General features: G+C 30.8%; 22 protein-coding genes. 8 read left to right on the forward strand and 14 right to left on the reverse strand.

Annotated elements, in window-relative coordinates; genetic code table 11:
* Window positions 1–7: 7 nt before the first annotated feature.
* The gene (gene rpsO, locus ABXT58_RS07475) at window positions 8–256 is read left to right on the forward strand and encodes a 30S ribosomal protein S15 (RefSeq protein WP_415278299.1); all 249 of its coding nucleotides are present in this window, start codon (window positions 8–10) and stop codon (window positions 254–256) included.
* A 21-nt stretch (window positions 257–277) separates the two neighbouring features.
* Window positions 278–2,350 carry a polyribonucleotide nucleotidyltransferase gene (gene pnp, locus ABXT58_RS07480; protein ID WP_415304025.1) on the forward strand — a complete coding sequence of 691 codons (2,073 nt, stop codon included), beginning with the start codon at window positions 278–280 and terminating at the stop codon, window positions 2,348–2,350.
* Between the two features lie 52 nt (window positions 2,351–2,402).
* On the opposite strand, the gene ABXT58_RS07485 is transcribed toward pnp, so the two are convergent.
* The 8 genes from ABXT58_RS07485 to fabA form a co-directional block, all read right to left on the reverse strand.
* Window positions 2,403–3,041, reverse strand: a complete 639-nt coding sequence (locus ABXT58_RS07485) for a GNAT family N-acetyltransferase (RefSeq protein ID WP_415304026.1) — start codon at window positions 3,039–3,041, stop codon at window positions 2,403–2,405.
* 94 nt (window positions 3,042–3,135) lie between these two features.
* Window positions 3,136–3,861, reverse strand: coding sequence for a hypothetical protein (locus tag ABXT58_RS07490; protein ID WP_415290606.1), 726 nt, complete (start codon window positions 3,859–3,861; stop codon window positions 3,136–3,138).
* A complete protein-coding gene (locus ABXT58_RS07495; RefSeq protein WP_415290607.1) occupies window positions 3,861–4,205 on the reverse strand; it encodes a hypothetical protein in 345 nt (114 codons plus the stop codon). Before ABXT58_RS07495 ends, ABXT58_RS07490 begins: the two co-directional genes overlap by 1 nt.
* Window positions 4,206–4,317: 112 nt before the next feature.
* The gene (locus tag ABXT58_RS07500; RefSeq protein WP_415304027.1) at window positions 4,318–5,412 is read right to left on the reverse strand and encodes a hypothetical protein; all 1,095 of its coding nucleotides are present in this window, start codon (window positions 5,410–5,412) and stop codon (window positions 4,318–4,320) included.
* Entirely contained in the window at window positions 5,352–5,519 is a 168-nt protein-coding gene (locus ABXT58_RS07505; RefSeq protein ID WP_415304028.1) for a hypothetical protein, read from the reverse strand. Before ABXT58_RS07505 ends, ABXT58_RS07500 begins: the two co-directional genes overlap by 61 nt.
* Before the next feature lie 428 nt (window positions 5,520–5,947).
* Window positions 5,948–6,733, reverse strand: coding sequence for an enoyl-ACP reductase (locus ABXT58_RS07510; protein ID WP_415304029.1), 786 nt, complete (start codon window positions 6,731–6,733; stop codon window positions 5,948–5,950).
* A complete protein-coding gene (gene fabB / locus ABXT58_RS07515) occupies window positions 6,734–7,945 on the reverse strand; it encodes a beta-ketoacyl-ACP synthase I (RefSeq protein WP_415304030.1) in 1,212 nt (403 codons plus the stop codon).
* Window positions 7,945–8,445 (reverse strand): bifunctional 3-hydroxydecanoyl-ACP dehydratase/trans-2-decenoyl-ACP isomerase, encoded by a 501-nt coding sequence (gene fabA, locus ABXT58_RS07520; protein ID WP_415304031.1) that lies wholly within the window; start codon window positions 8,443–8,445, stop codon window positions 7,945–7,947. The genes fabB and fabA overlap by 1 nt, the downstream gene beginning before the upstream one ends.
* A 74-nt stretch (window positions 8,446–8,519) precedes the next feature.
* Here fabA and ABXT58_RS07525 point away from each other — a divergent pair, with 74 nt between their 5' ends.
* The 4 genes from ABXT58_RS07525 to ABXT58_RS07540 all read left to right on the forward strand — a co-directional run bounded on the left by ABXT58_RS07525 (window position 8,520) and on the right by ABXT58_RS07540 (window position 11,454).
* Entirely contained in the window at window positions 8,520–8,948 is a 429-nt protein-coding gene (locus tag ABXT58_RS07525) for a Fur family transcriptional regulator (RefSeq protein ID WP_415304032.1), read from the forward strand.
* A gap of 104 nt (window positions 8,949–9,052) precedes the next feature.
* Entirely contained in the window at window positions 9,053–9,469 is a 417-nt protein-coding gene (locus tag ABXT58_RS07530) for a rubrerythrin family protein (protein WP_415304033.1), read from the forward strand.
* Window positions 9,470–9,526: 57 nt separating this feature from the next.
* Window positions 9,527–10,858, forward strand: a complete 1,332-nt coding sequence (locus ABXT58_RS07535; protein ID WP_415304034.1) for a (Fe-S)-binding protein — start codon at window positions 9,527–9,529, stop codon at window positions 10,856–10,858.
* A gap of 2 nt (window positions 10,859–10,860) precedes the next feature.
* Complete coding sequence (locus ABXT58_RS07540) at window positions 10,861–11,454, forward strand: DUF3501 family protein (RefSeq protein ID WP_415304035.1); 594 nt, start codon at window positions 10,861–10,863, stop codon at window positions 11,452–11,454.
* Here ABXT58_RS07540 and ABXT58_RS07545 read toward each other — a convergent pair.
* The 6 genes from ABXT58_RS07545 to ubiE are packed head-to-tail and all read right to left on the reverse strand — an operon-like array spanning window position 11,447 to window position 16,575.
* The gene (locus tag ABXT58_RS07545) at window positions 11,447–11,896 is read right to left on the reverse strand and encodes an SH3 domain-containing protein (RefSeq protein WP_415304036.1); all 450 of its coding nucleotides are present in this window, start codon (window positions 11,894–11,896) and stop codon (window positions 11,447–11,449) included. The genes ABXT58_RS07540 and ABXT58_RS07545 overlap by 8 nt on opposite strands.
* Window positions 11,893–12,648 carry a HesA/MoeB/ThiF family protein gene (locus ABXT58_RS07550; RefSeq protein WP_415304037.1) on the reverse strand — a complete coding sequence of 252 codons (756 nt, stop codon included), beginning with the start codon at window positions 12,646–12,648 and terminating at the stop codon, window positions 11,893–11,895. Before ABXT58_RS07550 ends, ABXT58_RS07545 begins: the two co-directional genes overlap by 4 nt.
* A complete protein-coding gene (dut, locus tag ABXT58_RS07555; RefSeq protein WP_415304038.1) occupies window positions 12,645–13,082 on the reverse strand; it encodes a dUTP diphosphatase in 438 nt (145 codons plus the stop codon). Before dut ends, ABXT58_RS07550 begins: the two co-directional genes overlap by 4 nt.
* A 6-nt stretch (window positions 13,083–13,088) precedes the next feature.
* The gene (coaBC, locus tag ABXT58_RS07560; protein WP_415304039.1) at window positions 13,089–14,294 is read right to left on the reverse strand and encodes a bifunctional phosphopantothenoylcysteine decarboxylase/phosphopantothenate--cysteine ligase CoaBC; all 1,206 of its coding nucleotides are present in this window, start codon (window positions 14,292–14,294) and stop codon (window positions 13,089–13,091) included.
* 8 nt (window positions 14,295–14,302) lie between these two features.
* The gene (gene ubiB / locus ABXT58_RS07565) at window positions 14,303–15,871 is read right to left on the reverse strand and encodes a 2-polyprenylphenol 6-hydroxylase (protein WP_415304040.1); all 1,569 of its coding nucleotides are present in this window, start codon (window positions 15,869–15,871) and stop codon (window positions 14,303–14,305) included.
* The gene (gene ubiE, locus ABXT58_RS07570) at window positions 15,871–16,575 is read right to left on the reverse strand and encodes a bifunctional demethylmenaquinone methyltransferase/2-methoxy-6-polyprenyl-1,4-benzoquinol methylase UbiE (RefSeq protein WP_415304041.1); all 705 of its coding nucleotides are present in this window, start codon (window positions 16,573–16,575) and stop codon (window positions 15,871–15,873) included. The genes ubiB and ubiE overlap by 1 nt, the downstream gene beginning before the upstream one ends.
* 35 nt (window positions 16,576–16,610) lie before the next feature.
* On the opposite strand from ubiE, the gene mutM reads away from it, so the two are divergent.
* Window positions 16,611–17,474, forward strand: a complete 864-nt coding sequence (gene mutM, locus ABXT58_RS07575; RefSeq protein ID WP_415304042.1) for a bifunctional DNA-formamidopyrimidine glycosylase/DNA-(apurinic or apyrimidinic site) lyase — start codon at window positions 16,611–16,613, stop codon at window positions 17,472–17,474.
* A 50-nt stretch (window positions 17,475–17,524) separates the two neighbouring features.
* Window positions 17,525–17,785: a 30S ribosomal protein S20 gene (rpsT, locus tag ABXT58_RS07580; protein ID WP_415304043.1), complete on the forward strand. Its 261-nt coding sequence runs from the start codon at window positions 17,525–17,527 to the stop codon at window positions 17,783–17,785.
* Window positions 17,786–18,012 lie beyond the last annotated feature (227 nt).

Genomic DNA, 18,012 nt, shown 5'->3' on the forward strand with positions numbered 1-18,012 from the left:
AAATAGTATGACGAATAAAGCAGAAGAATTAAAAATGCATGAGAAGGACACTGGTTCTTCAGAAGTACAAATTGCATTATTAACAGGAAAAATTGAAACTCTTTCAGCGCATATTAAGCAATTCAAAAAAGATAAACACTCATCTGTTGGATTGTTAAGAGCAGTAAATAGAAGAAAAAAATTGTTAGAATATTTAAAGAAAAATAAATTCGATTCTTACAAAAATGTATTAACACAATTAAATTTAAGAAAATAGATAGAAGGAAACGGAAATTAGATGTTCAAAGTATATAAGAAGGAAATTGAAGTAGCAGGTAAGAAAATAAGTTTAGAAACAGGTAAAGTAGCAAGACAGGCAGATGGAGCAATCATTGCTTCATGTGGTGAAACAGTTATTTTAGCAACAGTAGTAGGAGCAAAAAAAGTAAATCCGGATATGGATTATTTTCCGCTATCTGTAAATTACCAAGAAAAATATTATGCAGGTGGTAAAATTCCTGGTGGATATTTTAAAAGAGAAGCAAGACCAACTGAAAGCGAACAATTGATCTCAAGATTAATTGATAGACCAATCAGACCATTGTTTCCAAGTGAATTTAAAAATGAAGTTCAGTTGTTACCAACGGTAATTTCATATGACAAAGACAATCAACCAGATATTTTAGCAATTACAGCTTCTTCAGCAGCACTAGCTATTTCAGGAATGCCGTTTAAGGGCCCTGTTGGTGCTTCAAGAGTTGGTTTAGTTGATGGTAAATATATTTTAAACCCATCAAAAGCAGAGCTAGAAAACTCTACTTTAGATTTGGTTGTGGCAGGTACTAAAGATGCTGTGCTAATGGTTGAGTCTGAGACTAAAGGTTTAACAGAAGAAGTAATGTTAGATGCAGTTAAGTTTGGTCACGAAGGTTTTGTTCCAGTAATCAAAATGATTGAGGAGCTTGCAAAAGAATGTAGAAAACCAGAGTGGACTGTTCAAAAGAAAGACTTGTCTGAAGTTAAGAAAAAACTAGGAGAAGAGTTTACTGCAGATTTAACAAAAGCTTTTGCAACAATAGACAAACAAGATAGATCAAATCAAATTTCAGAAATTTCTGATAAGGCTAAAAAGCTTTTTGCAGAAAATGAAAACTACTCTGATTTTGATGTTAATGATGAATTAAAAAATCTTGAAAAATCTATTGTAAGAACTGACATTCTTAAAAACAAAAAAAGAATTGATGGTAGAGGTTTAGCTGATGTAAGAGCTATTGAGTGTGAAGTTGGTGTTTTACCAAGAACTCATGGATCAGCTCTATTTACTAGAGGTGAAACACAAGCGATTGTTACTACTACTTTAGGTACATCTGATGACGAACAAAGATTGGAAAGTTTAGATGGTCAGCATAGAGAAAGATTTATGCTTCATTACAACTTCCCTCCTTTCTCAGTTGGTGAAACTGGAAGAATTGGAACCGGAAGACGTGAAGTTGGCCATGGAAAATTAGCATGGAGAGCAATTAATTCTTCATTACCTCCAAAAGAAGAGTTCCCTTACACTTTCAGAGTAGTGTCAGATATTACAGAATCTAATGGCTCTTCTTCAATGGCGAGTGTTTGTGGTGCGTCTCTTTCACTAATGGATGCTGGTGTTCCGATTAAAGAACCAGTTGCAGGTATTGCAATGGGATTAATTAAAGAAGGTGATGATTTTAGTGTCTTGTCAGATATTTTAGGTGATGAAGATCATCTGGGAGACATGGACTTTAAAGTTGCTGGAACTAAAGATGGAATTACTTCACTTCAAATGGATATCAAAATTACAGGTATCACATTTGAAATTATGGAGCAGGCTTTAAAACAAGCTAAAGAAGGAAGAGTTCATATCTTAGGTGAAATGAATAAAGTTTTAAGTGAATCAAGAGCTGATGTTGGTGAACACACTCCAAAAATGGAACAAATTACTGTTGATAAAAAAGATATCGCAGCTGTGATTGGAAAAGGTGGAGCAACAATTAGAGAGATTGTTGAAAAATCAGGTGCTAAACTCGATGTGAATGATGAAGGTGTAGTAACTGTTGCTGCTCCAGACGAAGAATCTAGAAACATTGCTATGCAAATGATTAAAGACATCACAGCAAAAGCTGAGATGAATAAAATCTACACAGGTAAAGTAATGAAAATTATGGAGTTTGGTGCATTTGTTAACTTTTTAGGTAAACAAGATGGTCTTGTTCACATTTCAGAACTTGCTGCTAAAAGAGTAGAAAAAGTTACTGATGTTGTAAAAGAAGGCGATGAAGTAAAAGTTAAAGTGATTGGTTTCGATAGAGGTAAAGTTAAACTTTCTATGAAACAAGCTGCTGAATAATACTTTAAATTAAAATTTCAAACCCCTGGAATGAGAGTTCTGGGGGTTTTTTTTATTCAAAATATAATCCAGAAATGTCTGCAACCATATCAGTTTTCTTTTTATTAATTAATTTAAAACCACAATCAGTATAGAATTTAATTAATTGTTGTTCTGACTCTTTTTTATTTCTATCTTTAAATTCTTTTTTAGTTATTTTATTTTTTTGCAGGTCAAATCCAGAATTAAATTGAAGTGGAATAGCATTCAAAAAAGCAAAACATGCATTTCTTCTACAGTCATTTAAAAATGCTGAGATTAATAATTTACCGATACCTTTCCCTCTATACTCTTTATCCACTTCAAGCATATGGAGGTAAATGAAATTATTACTCATAGCCATTATATCTTCTTCATTATAATCAAATAATTTTCGAATTTTAGGAATGACCTTGTTGTACCTATGGTCAAAGTATGGACTAATACTATTTGTATCAGCACTAATGCTATCTAGAATATCATGCAATGTATTCTTTGAGTCATTGATATCAAAAAAATAACCACTAACTTGTCCAACAGAAAAATGCTCTTCTTTTTTTTCATCAAAAACTAAAGCCTTACCTTCAATAGAGTCGGATGAACTTTCATCAAAAAATGTAGCTTTACGATATTTAAAATCAATATATTCAACTAAATTATGTTCAAAAATCATATTAACAACCAAAGCTTACTATGTAATTTTTCATATTTAAACCGACTTATAATTATTTATTAGAGGGGTTTTTGACCCCTCTAAATAAGGCATCTTAGTTTTCAGATCTTTTACCACCTTGATGGTTATAAGGTGGGTAAGCACCATGAGCCTTCTTGTATTTCTCAAGGTGATAAGTTTCCCAATATTTACGCCTATCATCACTTTGTTCATTCATTATAGAATAATAAACAGTATGAATTGGAACACCTTCTGTCTTTTTCTCTTTGAGTCTTCTGGCTAAATTATTGGTTTCACCAATATTTTGTACATGACCATTATAGCAGATTTTATAGATTGCTTTATGTTCAGGAACATTTCCTAGATCTTCAATAGAATGCTCAAACTCTGGAGATAACGGAATAAAATAGTAGCCAGTTTTTTCACATTTTTGTAAAATAACTTTTCTACCAATTCTATCAAGCTGTAGAATAGCTTGTAGTCTAGGAATAGCCCTTAGTACAGAGCGTGTCCCAGAAATTGTTGCACCAGCTCGTCCATTATCTTTACCTTTTAAAATTAAAAAGTTTGATCTAGATGACTCTTGGTCATTATTTGGTCTTATATAAAGTCTCTCAGCTTCTTCAGCATCATCTATTAACGAAAGATAGCAATGTGAATGGTTAACAAGATCTAACTTGTCTACTGTACTAGCTGTTAGATACATCACATCACGTCTTATGGTAACACATGGATCTTTACTTATAAAACCAGATTGTTTTTCAATATCAATGAATTGTAATTCTTCACTTTTATTCATTAGATTTACATTGTTAGACATTAGTTCATCTCCTTTCTTTTTATTATGGTTGCTTTAAAATTAACTAGAACTTGTGGTTCCAGTTCAACTACGTCAGTTACATAGTCTACAAAGTTTCCTGTAAGCATAACTTCAGGAGTATCAACACGGATCATTCTTGAACAAACATCTCCATATTGATCAGCAATTTCATGAACTTCATCATAAAATTTCTGTAGTTGTATAGCTCTCCAGTGATGGTCTTGCTCCACCTTACGTTGGTTTGCTACTGCATGTTTAACAACAAGAATACTTCCATCCTCATTGGTTATTGTTTGTGCACCTACCTCTTCGATAGGCACACCTTTCTTTAGGTCAAAAGACATATTTGTCTCCTTTTAATTAAACGCTTTATTATTTGCTGATTGAAAGGTATAAAAACCCTTGATACACAATCATTCTGAGTGCTGCGTTGTTAAGCACCCCGAATTCTTTAAATTATTCTATCCCATCTTCTTTAATCATATCCACCATATTATCTGCATATCTACTCTCTTCTTCATTTCTCATATCTTCCTCTGCAGCTTGTTTAAACTCTTCATAATTTTCAAATTTATAATCTGGCTCATCATATTTTGAAGTAAACATAAAATCTTTTTTATTAATTGAATAAGGAACTGCAATATTAGCAGCAGTAATTTGATCTTTGATTAAATCAAATAATTCCCCAAGATCAACATTATTAAAAGAGCCAGCTCTCTGAACAAAAATATTTTTTTTATTTAATTTATTTTTCATTTCATCATAACTTGACCTAGGTTTAAAACTTAATTCTAAACCATCACCATTTGAACATGATGTAAAATTGTATATTAAATAATTTCTTCTTATAACTATTGGTTTTACAGTATAATTTCCATAGCCATCTGGGAATTCTGAATAAGGACTATGATCACCTATTTGGTCATCTCCATACTCTATATCAATATCTACCACAGGAGCATCCTTTAAAAGCCCAACATATAAACATATACCTCCTGTATTTTTTAAGCTATCAAGAGCTGTATTACCTGCTGCAGCTGTACTCAAAAATTCTAAGTCATCTGAAAAACTAATTTCATTTGTTTCTTTTTCACTGATATCTGAAACGTCACCCAAAGACTTCAGATGTAATTTTTCAATAATTTTAAATAATTCTTCTATACTATCTTTGACACTAAAATTAACGTTACAATTAAGAAAAGTTTTTCTGTAATTTGTAATATCACCAAAAATTTTTTGACCTTCATCTACATGCTTGAGAGAGCTCTGAATAATATCTGATAATTCTGACAAAGAGTTAATTTTGTATAAGTAAGTATTAAGTTCATTTGGATTATTAGTTTTAAGATCTTCGGTGATATCTTTTAATTGTACTTGTTTTGCAATTCCTTCACTATTTTTATAAATTTTAGTAAATAGCTCTGCCAAATGTTTAAAAAAATATGTGCTTACCTCTTCACCGCTTTCAATTGATGCATAAGTTCTATTACTTACCAAGCTAGCTTTCTCTTTAGTAATTTTATTAGATTTTTTATCTTTTTTTTTTTCCATTCAAATAGCCCATGTTTAATGAAGTGTCCTTCTATCTTAGATTTCTTAATACCTAGAGCGCCTCTAATATCTTTAATAGCTGCTATATTTCCTTTGATTTTGTCCATATAAGCTTTTTATCATTTTAATATGTAAATGCACTGCAAATGTAATGCAAATCTATGCAAATAATAAGTTTTTTTTGTTAATATTTTGTGCTATTTTGAAAATTAAATGCAAATTAGTGCAAATTTAATTCTATATGTGTACCTAAAGGCTTATTTATTCATATAGTGTCCTTTATATCTAATAGTGCAAGTTTATTATCTCTAATAGTGGTACCTAATTAGCTTTTCCTCCAAGAGGGCAACCTAAATGAGATCCTTTGTGTGATTTCTATATTTTGAAGGTTTTTTTTAACTAAATTTAGCTTAAATTCAGGTTTTTGTTAATCTAATCTAATAGTGTAACTTTAGTCCAAGTTCTTATAATAATAGTGCAGGTTTATTATCTCTAATAGTGTCACTTTACTAAAAAATGCTGATTTTGTTGGTTTTTAGGTAATATTCTTAGGATCGGGCATCCCAACCTTGTTATATCCAGCATCCACGTAGTGAATTTCACCAGTAACACCAGCTGCAAGGTCGCTTAGTAGATATAAAGCTGAGTTTCCAACATCATGAATATCTACGTTCCTCTTTAAGAAAGAATGATCTGCATTCCATTTGTATAGGAATTTTGCATCACCAATAGCAGAAGCTGCTAAAGTTTTAATAGGTCCAGCACTTATTGCATTCACTCTCATACTTTTAGCTCCTAAATCTCTTGCAAGATATTTAACACTTGCTTCTAAAGCTGATTTACAAACACCCATCACATTATAATTTGGAATAGCCTTAGTAGATTCATAAGTTAAAGTTAATAAACTTCCACCCTCTTTCATTATTTTAGATGCTTCTTTTGCAACTTCGGTAAATGAAAAACATGAGATTAACATGCTTCTTAAAAAATTTTCTCTAGTTGTGTTTAAATATTCACCTGATAATTCTGATTTATCTGAAAATGCAACTGCATGAACAACAAAATCTATTTGCCCCCATTGTGATTTAATATCATCAAAAAGTTTTATAACTTCTTCTTTGTTTTCAACATCACAACTAAAAGTAGCTTTTGAATTTAATTTTTCAGCTAAAGGAATAACTCTTTTCTTTAGTGCATCACCAAGATAAGTGAATGCAAGTTCTGCTCCAGCTTCTGCTAATTTTTGTGAAATGCCCCAAGCGATAGATCTTTCATTGGCAACTCCCATGATCAATCCTCTTTTACCTTTCATTAAACTCATTTAAACCTTTTCAAAAATTAAAGTTGCATTTGTTCCACCAAAACCAAAGCTGTTAGACATTACAGAGTTTAATTTAACACCTGTTTCAGTCTTAGTTACGATTGGAAATTTTTTAGCTTCATCATCCATGTCATTAATGTTAGCTGATGCAGTAATGAAACTATTTTTCATCATGATTAAACTATAAATTGCTTCATGAACCGAAGCAGCACCTAGTGGGTGACCAGAAAGAGATTTAGTAGAACTAATTTTTGGTACCTCAGCACCAAATGCTTCTCCAACACCTCTAAGCTCTGTTATATCTCCAACTGGAGTTGATGTTCCATGAGTGTTTAAGTAGTCCATTTTATTTTTAGCTGTCGCTAAAGCCATCTTCATACATCTAACAGCGCCTTCACCTGATGGGGCTACCATATCGTACCCGTCAGAAGTCGCGCCATAGCCTGTTAATTCAGCATATATGTTTGCTCCTCTAGCTTTTGCATGTTCGTACTCCTCAAGCACTAAAACTCCACCACCACCTGCTATTACAAAGCCATCTCTAGTTTTATCATAAGCTCTAGAAGCGGTTTCAGGTGCATCATTGTATTTAGAAGACAAAGCAGTCATCGCATCAAACATTGCAGTCATAGCCCAGTGTAATTCTTCACTGCCGCCTGCAAATACAACATCTTGTTTACCCATTTGAATTAATTCACTTGCATGACCGATGCAGTGTCCGCTAGTTGCACATGCGGAACTCATCGTATAATTAACTCCTTTGATTTTAAAAGGTACAGCAAGAGTTGCTGAAGATGTACTAGCCATAGTTCTTGGAACAATAAATGGCCCCATTAATTTTGGTGTCTTAGCTCTAGTCTTATCAACCGATAAAACAACATTCTCTATTGAAGGACCTCCAGAACCCATAACGATTCCAGTTTTAAAATTACTTATATCTTTATCCTCTAATCCCGAATCCTTAATAGCTTCTTTCATGGCAATATAATTGTAAGCAGAACCTGAACCCATAAATCTAATTATTTTTCGATCGATGTGGTCTTCAAGTTTAATATTTGGTTTACCATGAATATGGCTTCTTAAATTATGCTCTTTGTATTCTTCACAAAAAGATATTCCTGATTTTGAATTTAAAAGAGACTGATAAACTTCTTCTTGATTATTTCCTAAACAAGAAACAACACCCAAACCTGTAACTACTACTCTTCTCATTATTTAAATAAACCCACTTTTAAATTTTCTGCTGAATATATTTTTTTATCATCTGCAAACAATAAGCCATTTGCAAGGCCAACGGAAGTTCCACCAGGTGACATAATTTTTTTCATATCAATTACATAGGTTGCTTTTTTAACACTTTTTAAAATCTCGCCTGTAAACTTAACTGTACTCACTCCTAAAGCTCTTCCCTTTCCAGGATTACCAAGCCAACCTAGATAAAACCCAACTAGTTGCCACATTGCATCCAAACCAAGACATCCAGGCATAACTGGATCTCCCTTAAAATGACAATCAAAGAACCAAAGGTCATCTTTGATATCTAGCTCAGCCTTTATAATACCTTTATTAAAAGCCCCACCAGCATCACTGATTTCTGTTATTCTATCAAACATCAGCATTGGTGGAAGGGGTAATTTTGCATTACCCGGGCCAAAAAGATCGCCATTTCCGCAACTTATTAGCTCATCGTATGTGAATGAGTTTTTTTTCATAAATTTAAGCACCTTTAATACTTGATTTATTCGGATTATAATATAGAAATAGTTTAGAACTATTATAAACAATAATGACTAATTTAAACATATATACAGAAAAACTAAGACAATCTGGTTTAAGACCAACTAGACAGAGATTAAAAATCTGTGAAGTGCTTTTTTTACCTGAAAAAACCTTCCATTTTACAATAAATGATTTAACTAAAATTATAGAAGAAAAATTAAGTGAAAAAATTTCTTTAGCCACAGTTTATAACACAATTCACGCTTTTAAGAAAAAAGGCTATTTAAAAGAAATTTCAATCAATAGTGATAAAAGTTATTTTGATACAAATATTACAGAGCATCACCATTTTTTTGATGAAGATACCAATGAATTAATTGATTGTAGCAGTGATGATATTGATTCGGTAAATATTAAACAAAATATTACTGGAAAAAAAATAAAATCAGTGGAAGTATTAGTTAAAGTTGCAACTGATAATCAAAATCAAAAATAATTCAATAATTTCAATAGTTTAATATTTACATTAAAATAATTCTAAACTGTTGACTTACAGTTTAGAATGATTATATGTAAACTATAATAATTAAGGAGAAAAATATGTCATTAAAAGGAAGTAAAACAGAAGAAAACTTAAAAGATGCATTTGCAGGTGAAAGCCAAGCAAATAGACGTTATTTATATTTCGCTCAGAAAGCAGATATCGAAGGTTATAACGATGTAGCATCTGTATTTAGATCTACAGCAGAAGGAGAAACAGGTCATGCACACGGACACCTTGAGTATCTTGAAGAAGTTGGTGATCCAGCTACAGGACTACCGATTGGAGAAACTAAAGATAATTTAGCTTCAGCGGTGCAAGGTGAAACACATGAATATACAGACATGTACCCGGGTATGGCAAAAACAGCTAGAGAAGAAGGCTTTTCAGAAATTGCTGATTGGTTTGAAACTTTAGCAAAGGCTGAAAAATCACATGCAGGTAAATTCCAAAAAACATTAGAATCTATTGCGTAAATAAGACTTAATTTATGGTGGGGCTCTTCCCCACCATTAAATCCCAAAATATTAAATATGAGTAAAGAAGGCGGTACAGAAGCACCTATAAGACATCCGATAAATTTTGAACATCCTGATTTTCTAGATCCAAAAAAATTAGATGACGAAATGAGAAGAGCTTTTGATATCTGTCATGGATGTAGAAGATGTTTTAATTTATGCGACTCATTCCCAAAATTATTTGACATGATAGATGAGTCAGAAAATGAGGATGTAGAAAGTTTAAAAAGTGAACAATTTGAACCTGTGGTAGATGCCTGCACATTATGCGACATGTGTTTTATGACTAAGTGTCCGTATGTCCCACCACATGATTTTGATTTAGATTTTCCTCATTTAATGTTGAGATATAGAACAGCTCAAAAAAAATTAAACAAATTACCTATCGTACCAGCACTATTAGCTCAAATTGATAGGAATGCAAAAATTGGTGTTGCTTTATCATCACTAATAAACTGGGCATCAAACATTAAAAATACATTCTTTAGAAAAATATTAGAATTAGTTGCTGGAATTGATATGAGAGTAAAGCTTCCAACTTATAATTCAGAAACATTTACAAATTATTTTAAAAAAAATAATATTCTAACAAATAGTGAAGCCCCATCTAAAGATAGAAAGGTTGTAATTTATTCAACATGCTTTGTTAATTTTAATAAAAAAGATACAGGTGTTGCAGCTTTAAAAGTTTTAAAGAAAAATGGAGTTGAAGTTCAAGAAGCTTACCCAGGATGTTGCGGAATGCCTTACCTTGAACAAGCAGATCTTCCAAAAGTTGTTGAACAAGCCAAGAAAGTATCCAAAGATTTATTGGAATGGGTAGATAAAGGTTATGAAGTTATTACACTAACGGCGAGCTGTGGTCTGATGTTAAAATTTGAATGGCCATTATTATTGCCAAATGATGAAAATATTAAAAGACTTTCAAAAAATACTAGCGATATAGACGAATATATCGTTGATATAGCACAAAATGAAGGCTTGGCAGAAGGTTTGCAAGAAATTGATGGTGGGGTGACAGTTCACAATGCTTGTCATGCTAGAGCTCAGAACATGGGTATTAAATCTAGAGATATGTTGAGATTTATTCCCAATATTAAAATGGATGTTGTTGAAAGATGTGCTGGTCACGGTGGAACTTTTGGAGTTATGAAAGAAACTCATAATCTAGCTGTAAAAGTTGGAACACCAACAGCGAGACAGATTAAAAATAAAAATAATAAATATATGGCTTCTGATTGTCCTTTAGCAGGTAAACATTTAAAACAATTGGAAACAGATACAAACATAGCCAACGATGAGGCACTACACCCCATCGAATTAATGGCAAAAAGTTATAGGTTGTAATTATGAGCAAAGAAGAAAGACAGATTGAAAAAAAAGATTTAATTCCTGCGGATATTTATACAAAAAACAGGAAACAAATTAGAAAAGATCTTATTGAATTTAAAAAAAATAGAAGAATAGCACTTGGGCCTTATGCAACTTTTTATTTTGAAAGTTTTGAAACTATGCTGGCACAAGTTCAAGAAATGCTACATATTGAAAAAGGTGGTGACGAACAATTAAAAGATGAATTAATAGCTTACAACCCCCTAGTTCCAAATGGTAAAGAGCTTATTGCAACGTTAATGTTTGAAATTGACAATCCTCTTTCTAGAGGTGCATTTTTAGGAAAAGTTGGTGGAATAGAAGAAAAAATATTTATGAAAATTGACAATGAAGAGGTAAAAGCAGTACCAGAAACAGATGTGGATAGAACATCGGCAGAAGGAAAAGCTTCTTCGGTACAATTTATTCATTTTAAATTTAATGATGATCAGATTAGTAAAATTAAATCAGGCAATATAAATATCGAACTAGGAATAGATCATAAAGAATATGCACACACTACAAAATTAACTGAAGATAACGTTAAATCATTATCAGCTGATTTTATTTAGTAGACCCCCAAACATTTCTATTTTTAATCCAACCTTTGTAATCATTGGTTATTATATTGCACCAGTCATCTTTACATTTCATGATGACTAGCAATCTTCCTTTTTCTAATTTTGCGAGAGGTTCAGAAAAATTAGAAGGTTTTTTAAATAAAATCTTTTCTTTTATGGTGATGATAGAGTTTGATGGTTTTAGCTGACTCCAGTGTATCCAGCCACTATTGTTATCTAAAAATATAACTCTTCTCCAGTTTTCTTTTTTATCTATTTGCTTTACAGGCAAGTTAACTTTTCTATAAATATATTTAATTGGATAATCTAGACCAGGCCCATACCTAACATTTGTCTTATTTTTTTTTAAAGATAGAAATTTTTCTTCAGCATTTAATAACTGCATTCCTAAAATTGATAGACATAAAAACCAAATAGTTACTTTTTTTGTCATTTACAAAAACAATTTTTTCTTTTTTTTAATTTAACTTTTCTAAATTTTAAATGAAGTAAATCTAGAATAAAAATGTATCCATCAAGTCCTGTTCCAATATTTAGTATTTTTTTTAATACTTCATTTGCCTGGATAGTACCCACAATTCCCGCAACAGTTCCAATAACACCCTCAGACTCACAGTTTAATAAATCATCTGAAATATTAGATTCTTGAAAAAAACACCTTAAACAAGGAACTTTTTTATTTTTAAAACTAAAAGTGAATACATGTCCATCAAACTTGCTAATTGCTCCAGTTACAAGGGTTTTTTTAAATTTTAAACAAAAATCATTTAATAAAAATTTTGTCTTAAAATTATCTGATCCATCAACTATATAATCATAATTATTAATAATTTTCTTAAAGTTTTTATTACTTAATCTAATTTTATAAATTGTGACTTTTGTATTGGGATTTATCTTTTTAATTTTATCTTTTGCTATTTTGACTTTATATTTTCCAATATCAGAAGTGCTATAAAGACTTTGTCTGTGTAAATTAGAAAGACTTACCTTATCATCATCAATAATTCCTAGTGATCCAATTCCAGCCCTTGAAAGAAATTCTGCAACTGGAGATCCAAGACCACCAGCTCCAACAATTAAAACTTTAGAATATAGAATTTTTTTTTGACCTAAAATGCCAATATCTTTAAGCACTATTTGTCTTGAAAATCTCTCAATTATTTTTTTATTCAGTTGGCTTTTCATTTACCAGTTGAACCAAATCCACCTTCACCCCTTAAAGTATCTAGTAAATTATCTGTTTCTTCTAATTCCATTTTAATAATCGGTGTTAAGATCATCTGTGCCACTCTATCCTTGTTATTAATTATAAAATCTTCTTTTCCGTGATTAAAGAGGATAATTTTAATCTCACCCCTGTAATCACTGTCAATAGTTCCTGGAGTATTTAAAACAGTTATACCTTTTTTTGCAGCAAGACCTGAACGAGGACGAATTTGTACCTCATAATCCTCTGAAAATGCCATAGAAAGCCCTGTAGGTACTAAATATGAGCTATTGGGAGATATTTTAATTGGCTCTTCTACAAAGGCCATTAAGTCCATACCAGAAGCACCACTTGTTTTGTAAACTGGAAGTTCTACGTCGGGGTTTAATTTTTTGATCAATACTCTTGCCATTAAATTTTAGTTTAACTGTTTAATAACTCTATCTGTTATTTCTTCTGAGATCTCAGATTTTTTTTTCATAACAAGTTTTTCATTTTTTATTTCTTTGTCTTTATAAAAAATTGAAACTTCATTAAAATCAGAATCAAATCCAATAGAATTATTAGATACATCATTTGCTATTATCCAATCACAGTTTTTTTCAACTAGTTTTTTTTGAGCATTCTCTTGAATGTTATTTGTCTCAGCTGCAAATCCAATAACTAATTTTGGCCTAAGAGAGTTATGTTTTGATACATAGTTTAAAATATCAATATTTTTTTCAAGCTCTAAATTTAAATATTCTTGTTTCTTCATCTTTTCATTTTTTCTCTCTTTTATTTTAAAGTCAGCAACGGCGGCAGAAAAAATTGCTACATCGGCAGGTAAATTTTCTTGTGTTGCTTTAAACATTTCATCTGCTGTTTCAACTTTAATTAAATTTATATTACTATCTATTTGTAGGTTCGTAGGTCCAGAAATTAGAGTTGTTTGAAATCCTCTTTTTGCCAGGGATTTCGCCAAAGCATATCCTTGCTTTCCAGAAGATTTATTTGTTATAAATCTAACAGGATCAATATACTCATTAGTTGGTCCTGCAGTTACTAGAGCTTTTAATTTTTGATTTTTATCTAATTCACCAAAGTATGTCTCAATTGTTCTAAAAATATCTTTTGCTTCAGTCATTTTTCCTTCACCAAATTCTCCACAAGCCATACCTCCAATTTCAGGGCCAATTATTTTATACCCATAAGATTTTAATTTATTGAGGTTTTGTTTAGTTGAAGGATGCTCCCACATCCTAACATTCATAGCGGGTGTCAAAAAAACATCCTTGTCAGATGCAAGAATTACTGTTGAGGCTAAATCATCTGAAGATCCAGTGCTTAATTTGGAAATAGTATTTGCGGTAGCAGGAACAACAAGTATTACATCTGCCCATCTAGAGAGTGATATATGGTCCATTTCAGCTTCATTTTCAGCATTGAATAAATCATCATAAACTTTTCCTTGAGAAAGTGAGGCCACTGATAAGGGTGTTACAAATTTCTTGGCGCTGTTAGTAAGTATAGTTTTAACTTCTACATCTTGTTTTTTTAATAATCTAATTAGCTCTAAACTCTTGTATGCAGATATACCTCCACATATTATTAAAAGTATTTTTTTCTGGGATAAATTATTCATCGGGCAAATTAAAATACTAATAGGCCAAAGATTACAAGCAATAATAAACCAACAATAGACTGGTTTCTAAACGTAATCATTTCAGATCTTTTTTCATTTAAAGCTGTATAGGAGTTTGAATTATGAGGTATTTGTCCACTTGCTAAAAATGTAAGTGCTTGATTAGCTTTATCCATAATCTCTGGAAAATCAGGCAATCTCTTAATTACTTCAGTAGTACTTTTTAAGCCTTCATTTAAAGTATTAATAGGGTCTTTAGTTTCTCTTAACCAATTTTCTAAAACTGGCTTTGATGTTTCCCATATATTAGTATTAGGATTAAGCTTTCTGGCAACTCCCTCAACAACAACCATGGTTTTTTGTAACATTAATAATTGAGGCTGGGTTTGCATATTAAATTTTTCAGTAACATCAAAGAGTTGTTTTAATAATTTTCCACCGGAAATATCTTTAACAGATTGACCAAAAATTGGCTCACCAATTGAGCGTAATGCTTGAGCGAGATCATCAACTGGCACATCTTTAGGCACAAGGCCAGCAACCAAGTGTACTTCGGCAACTTTTTTATAATCTCTCTGAATAAAACCAAATAAAATCTCTGCTAAAAACCTTTTGCTGAGGTTGTCCAGTCTGCCCATAATACCAAAATCTATTGGTACGATTTGTGCATTATTATCAATAAATATATTTCCTTGATGCATATCTGCATGAAAAAACCCATCTCTAACAGCGTGTCTTAGAAAATGTTGAATAATATCAGAGGCAATTCTTTTAGTATCAATATTTCTTTTTTGTAAATTTTCAGTTTCCCGAATAGAAACGCCATCTACCCAATCAAGTGTCATTACATTTTCACTTGTAAAATTCCAATAGATAACAGGGACTCTAAAACCTGCATCATTCTTTGTATTTTCTGCATATTCGTTTGCAGCAGCAGCTTCGAACCTTAAGTCCATTTCTAGATTGGTTATCTCTTTAAGTAAAAAAACAACTTCAATTAATTTTAATCTTTTGGTTTTTTTAATAAACGATTCAATAAAAAAAGCAAAAAGCATCAGTGCATCTATTTCTTCATTAAATATTTTTTTAATATCAGGCCTTAAGATTTTAATAGCTACATCTTTTATTGTGCCATTGTCATTTATTTTAGCTTTATGAACTTGAGCTATTGAAGCCGCAGCTACTGGCTCGCTTAAATCAATTATTGTGTTGAAAGTTTCTTCTCCTAAATCTTTTTTAATGATTGCCTTTGCTTCAGATAGAGAAAAAGCAGGAAGCCTATCTTGTAAGCCCTCTAACTGTTTAGCTAATTCGTCACCAATTATATCTGGTCTCGTAACTAAAAATTGTCCCAATTTAATAAATGTTGTTCCCATTGACTGTAACGATTTAGAGAGTCTTTCACCCTCAGTGGTATCTAAGTTAATTTTTTTGGAATTAGAAAGAGAAAACGATAGTATTTGAAATATAATTTTAATAGCTAGAGGAGGTTTTTTAAATTTAGAAACAACGTTTAAGATGTCAGATTTAGCTAACTTTCTTCCTAATTTAAATAATGTTAATAGTTTTTTAATCATTATATCTTCCAACCAGAGTGAATCGCTACAATTCCACCAGATAAGTTTCTGTAACTGCAATTTTCAAATTTATTTTTTTTCATTAGATCAATTAACTCTTCTTGATTAATAAATTCTTCAATACTTTTGACTAAATATTCATAGGGTTCTTTTTTACCTGCAACTGCTTTTCCAATTAAAGGGATAAGTTTTGAATAATTTTTATAAATAAAATCTAGATTTGAGTTTTGAATTTTCGAAAATTCTAAACATAAGTAACGACCACCTGGTTTTAAAACACGATAAGCCTCTGATAGCGCTTTATTAAGATTCTTAGTATTACGTAAGCCAAAGCTAATTGTGTAATAATCACAAGAATTATCTATAATAGGTAACTTTTCAGCTGGAGCAATCACCCAGTTAATATTTTTATAATTAGCCAACTTGGTTTTACCTTTACTAACCATTCCTTTATTAGGGTCTACACAAAAAATTTTACCATCTTTATTAGTTAAATCTAAAAAAAGTTTACCTAGATCACCAGTGCCACAGGCAACATCAATTAAAATTTTATTTCTCGAGGGATTCATCCAACTTATTAAATCTCTTTTCCAAATCCTATGAACACCAAGAGACATGAAGTCATTCATTAAATCATATTTATCATAAACATTATCAAAGACATCTTGAACAAGTCCTTTTTTATTTTGGAGATATTGTTGCATGTTAAATTTATTATTTACTGATAATATAACGTCAAATGCCAGAATTACCAGAAGTAGAAATAGTTAAACAATCGCTAGCTAAAAAAATAGAACAAAAAAAAATCAAGAAAGTAATAATTAAAAACAGAAATTTAAGGTTTAAAATTCCCCAAAAATTTGAAGAATTATTAAAAAACAAAATTGTTAAGAAAGTTACTAGGTTTTCTAAATATTTAATCTTAAATTTTTCTGACAGTTCATTTTGTTTAATTCATTTAGGAATGTCAGGAACTATTCATTTAATTAAAAAAAATAACTTGAATAAATTTACCAATGCTAGTTTTTACAATTCTCCAAACTTTCCAAAAAAACATAATCATGTTGAAATACAATTCAAAGATTTAAAAGTTATTTACAATGACCCTAGAAGGTTTGGTTTTTTTAAATTTATAGGTAATAAGCAAGAGCTAATAAATAGATTTAGTCACTTAGGACCAGAGCCATTTTTTAAAAATTTTAATTTAAAATATCTGCTAAAATATTTTTTTAATAAAAAAAAGAACATAAAAAGTTTTCTAATAGATCAAAAATTTGTATCCGGTATAGGTAATATTTATGCAAGTGAAATTTTATTTCTAAGTAAAATTAATCCAACAACTTATGCAATGAAATTATCGAAAGAAGAGTGTAAAAAAATTATTATTTTTTCAAAAAATGTGCTTAATAAAGCCATTAAAAAAGGTGGCTCAAGTATTCGTGATTTTAAGAATACCTCTGGGGAAACCGGTAATTTTCAAAAAGAATTTAAAGTTTATCAAAGAGAAAATCTAAATTGTGTAAGAAATAAATGTACTGGAAAAATAAAGAAAATATTTATATCCAATAGATCCACTTTTTTTTGTAATACCTGCCAAAAATAAGCAATTATTCTATTGACCAGTATAAATTCTCGAGCTATACCACTGCGCTTATGGCAAATACAAAATCGGCAATTAAAAGAATTAGAAAAATTGCTACTCAAACACTAGTTAATAAGGCTCGTAAGAGTAAATACAGGAATGCTATAAAAAAAATGAACCTTCTTCTTGAAGAAAAGAAAAAAGAAGAAGCTTTAAAATTCTTGCCAAAGTTGAACTCTGAATTAATGAAAGTTGCAAAGACTGGAATTATTAAGAAAGCTAACGCTTCACGAAATGTTTCACGAATAACAAAAAAAATCTCAGCATTATAAAAACTACCCACGGTTGCTTCGAAATTTCAACTAAAAGTACTTATACTAAATAAGATTTTTTTTTAAAAAGCAATACCATATCTTGATTTAGTAAAGTTTATATTTTGTAAATCATGCACTCACAGATTTTAAATTTTAAAAATTTAAGCGTGTAAATAACTGACACTGTTACAAAAATTTTTTAAGAATAAAAACAGATTACTTTATAAAAGTAATTGTTCTCGTTA

It is taken from the genome of Candidatus Pelagibacter sp. Uisw_090 (assembly GCF_047717845.1).
GTDB lineage: Bacteria > Pseudomonadota > Alphaproteobacteria > Pelagibacterales > Pelagibacteraceae > Pelagibacter.

Bases quoted from the DNA above. Each gene is read 5' to 3' on its own strand.
- ABXT58_RS07485 (WP_415304026.1), bottom strand. From the start codon at position 3,041: ATGATTTTTGAACATAATTTAGTTGAATATATTGATTTTAAATATCGT.
- ABXT58_RS07545 (WP_415304036.1), bottom strand. From the start codon at position 11,896: ATGACAAAAAAAGTAACTATTTGGTTTTTATGTCTATCAATTTTAGGA.
- coaBC (WP_415304039.1), bottom strand. From the start codon at position 14,294: ATGAATAATTTATCCCAGAAAAAAATACTTTTAATAATATGTGGAGGT.
- ABXT58_RS07510 (WP_415304029.1), bottom strand. From the start codon at position 6,733: ATGAGTTTAATGAAAGGTAAAAGAGGATTGATCATGGGAGTTGCCAAT.
- ABXT58_RS07540 (WP_415304035.1), top strand. From the start codon at position 10,861: ATGAGCAAAGAAGAAAGACAGATTGAAAAAAAAGATTTAATTCCTGCG.
- dut (WP_415304038.1), bottom strand. From the start codon at position 13,082: ATGGCAAGAGTATTGATCAAAAAATTAAACCCCGACGTAGAACTTCCA.
- pnp (WP_415304025.1), top strand. From the start codon at position 278: ATGTTCAAAGTATATAAGAAGGAAATTGAAGTAGCAGGTAAGAAAATA.
- ABXT58_RS07535 (WP_415304034.1), top strand. From the start codon at position 9,527: ATGAGTAAAGAAGGCGGTACAGAAGCACCTATAAGACATCCGATAAAT.
- mutM (WP_415304042.1), top strand. From the start codon at position 16,611: ATGCCAGAATTACCAGAAGTAGAAATAGTTAAACAATCGCTAGCTAAA.
- ABXT58_RS07500 (WP_415304027.1), bottom strand. From the start codon at position 5,412: ATGGAAAAAAAAAAAGATAAAAAATCTAATAAAATTACTAAAGAGAAA.
- ABXT58_RS07495 (WP_415290607.1), bottom strand. From the start codon at position 4,205: ATGTCTTTTGACCTAAAGAAAGGTGTGCCTATCGAAGAGGTAGGTGCA.
- rpsT (WP_415304043.1), top strand. From the start codon at position 17,525: ATGGCAAATACAAAATCGGCAATTAAAAGAATTAGAAAAATTGCTACT.
- fabB (WP_415304030.1), bottom strand. From the start codon at position 7,945: ATGAGAAGAGTAGTAGTTACAGGTTTGGGTGTTGTTTCTTGTTTAGGA.
- ubiB (WP_415304040.1), bottom strand. From the start codon at position 15,871: ATGATTAAAAAACTATTAACATTATTTAAATTAGGAAGAAAGTTAGCT.
- ABXT58_RS07530 (WP_415304033.1), top strand. From the start codon at position 9,053: ATGTCATTAAAAGGAAGTAAAACAGAAGAAAACTTAAAAGATGCATTT.
- ABXT58_RS07490 (WP_415290606.1), bottom strand. From the start codon at position 3,861: ATGTCTAACAATGTAAATCTAATGAATAAAAGTGAAGAATTACAATTC.
- ABXT58_RS07505 (WP_415304028.1), bottom strand. From the start codon at position 5,519: ATGGACAAAATCAAAGGAAATATAGCAGCTATTAAAGATATTAGAGGC.
- rpsO (WP_415278299.1), top strand. From the start codon at position 8: ATGACGAATAAAGCAGAAGAATTAAAAATGCATGAGAAGGACACTGGT.
- ABXT58_RS07550 (WP_415304037.1), bottom strand. From the start codon at position 12,648: ATGAAAAGCCAACTGAATAAAAAAATAATTGAGAGATTTTCAAGACAA.
- fabA (WP_415304031.1), bottom strand. From the start codon at position 8,445: ATGAAAAAAAACTCATTCACATACGATGAGCTAATAAGTTGCGGAAAT.
- ABXT58_RS07525 (WP_415304032.1), top strand. From the start codon at position 8,520: ATGACTAATTTAAACATATATACAGAAAAACTAAGACAATCTGGTTTA.
- ubiE (WP_415304041.1), bottom strand. From the start codon at position 16,575: ATGCAACAATATCTCCAAAATAAAAAAGGACTTGTTCAAGATGTCTTT.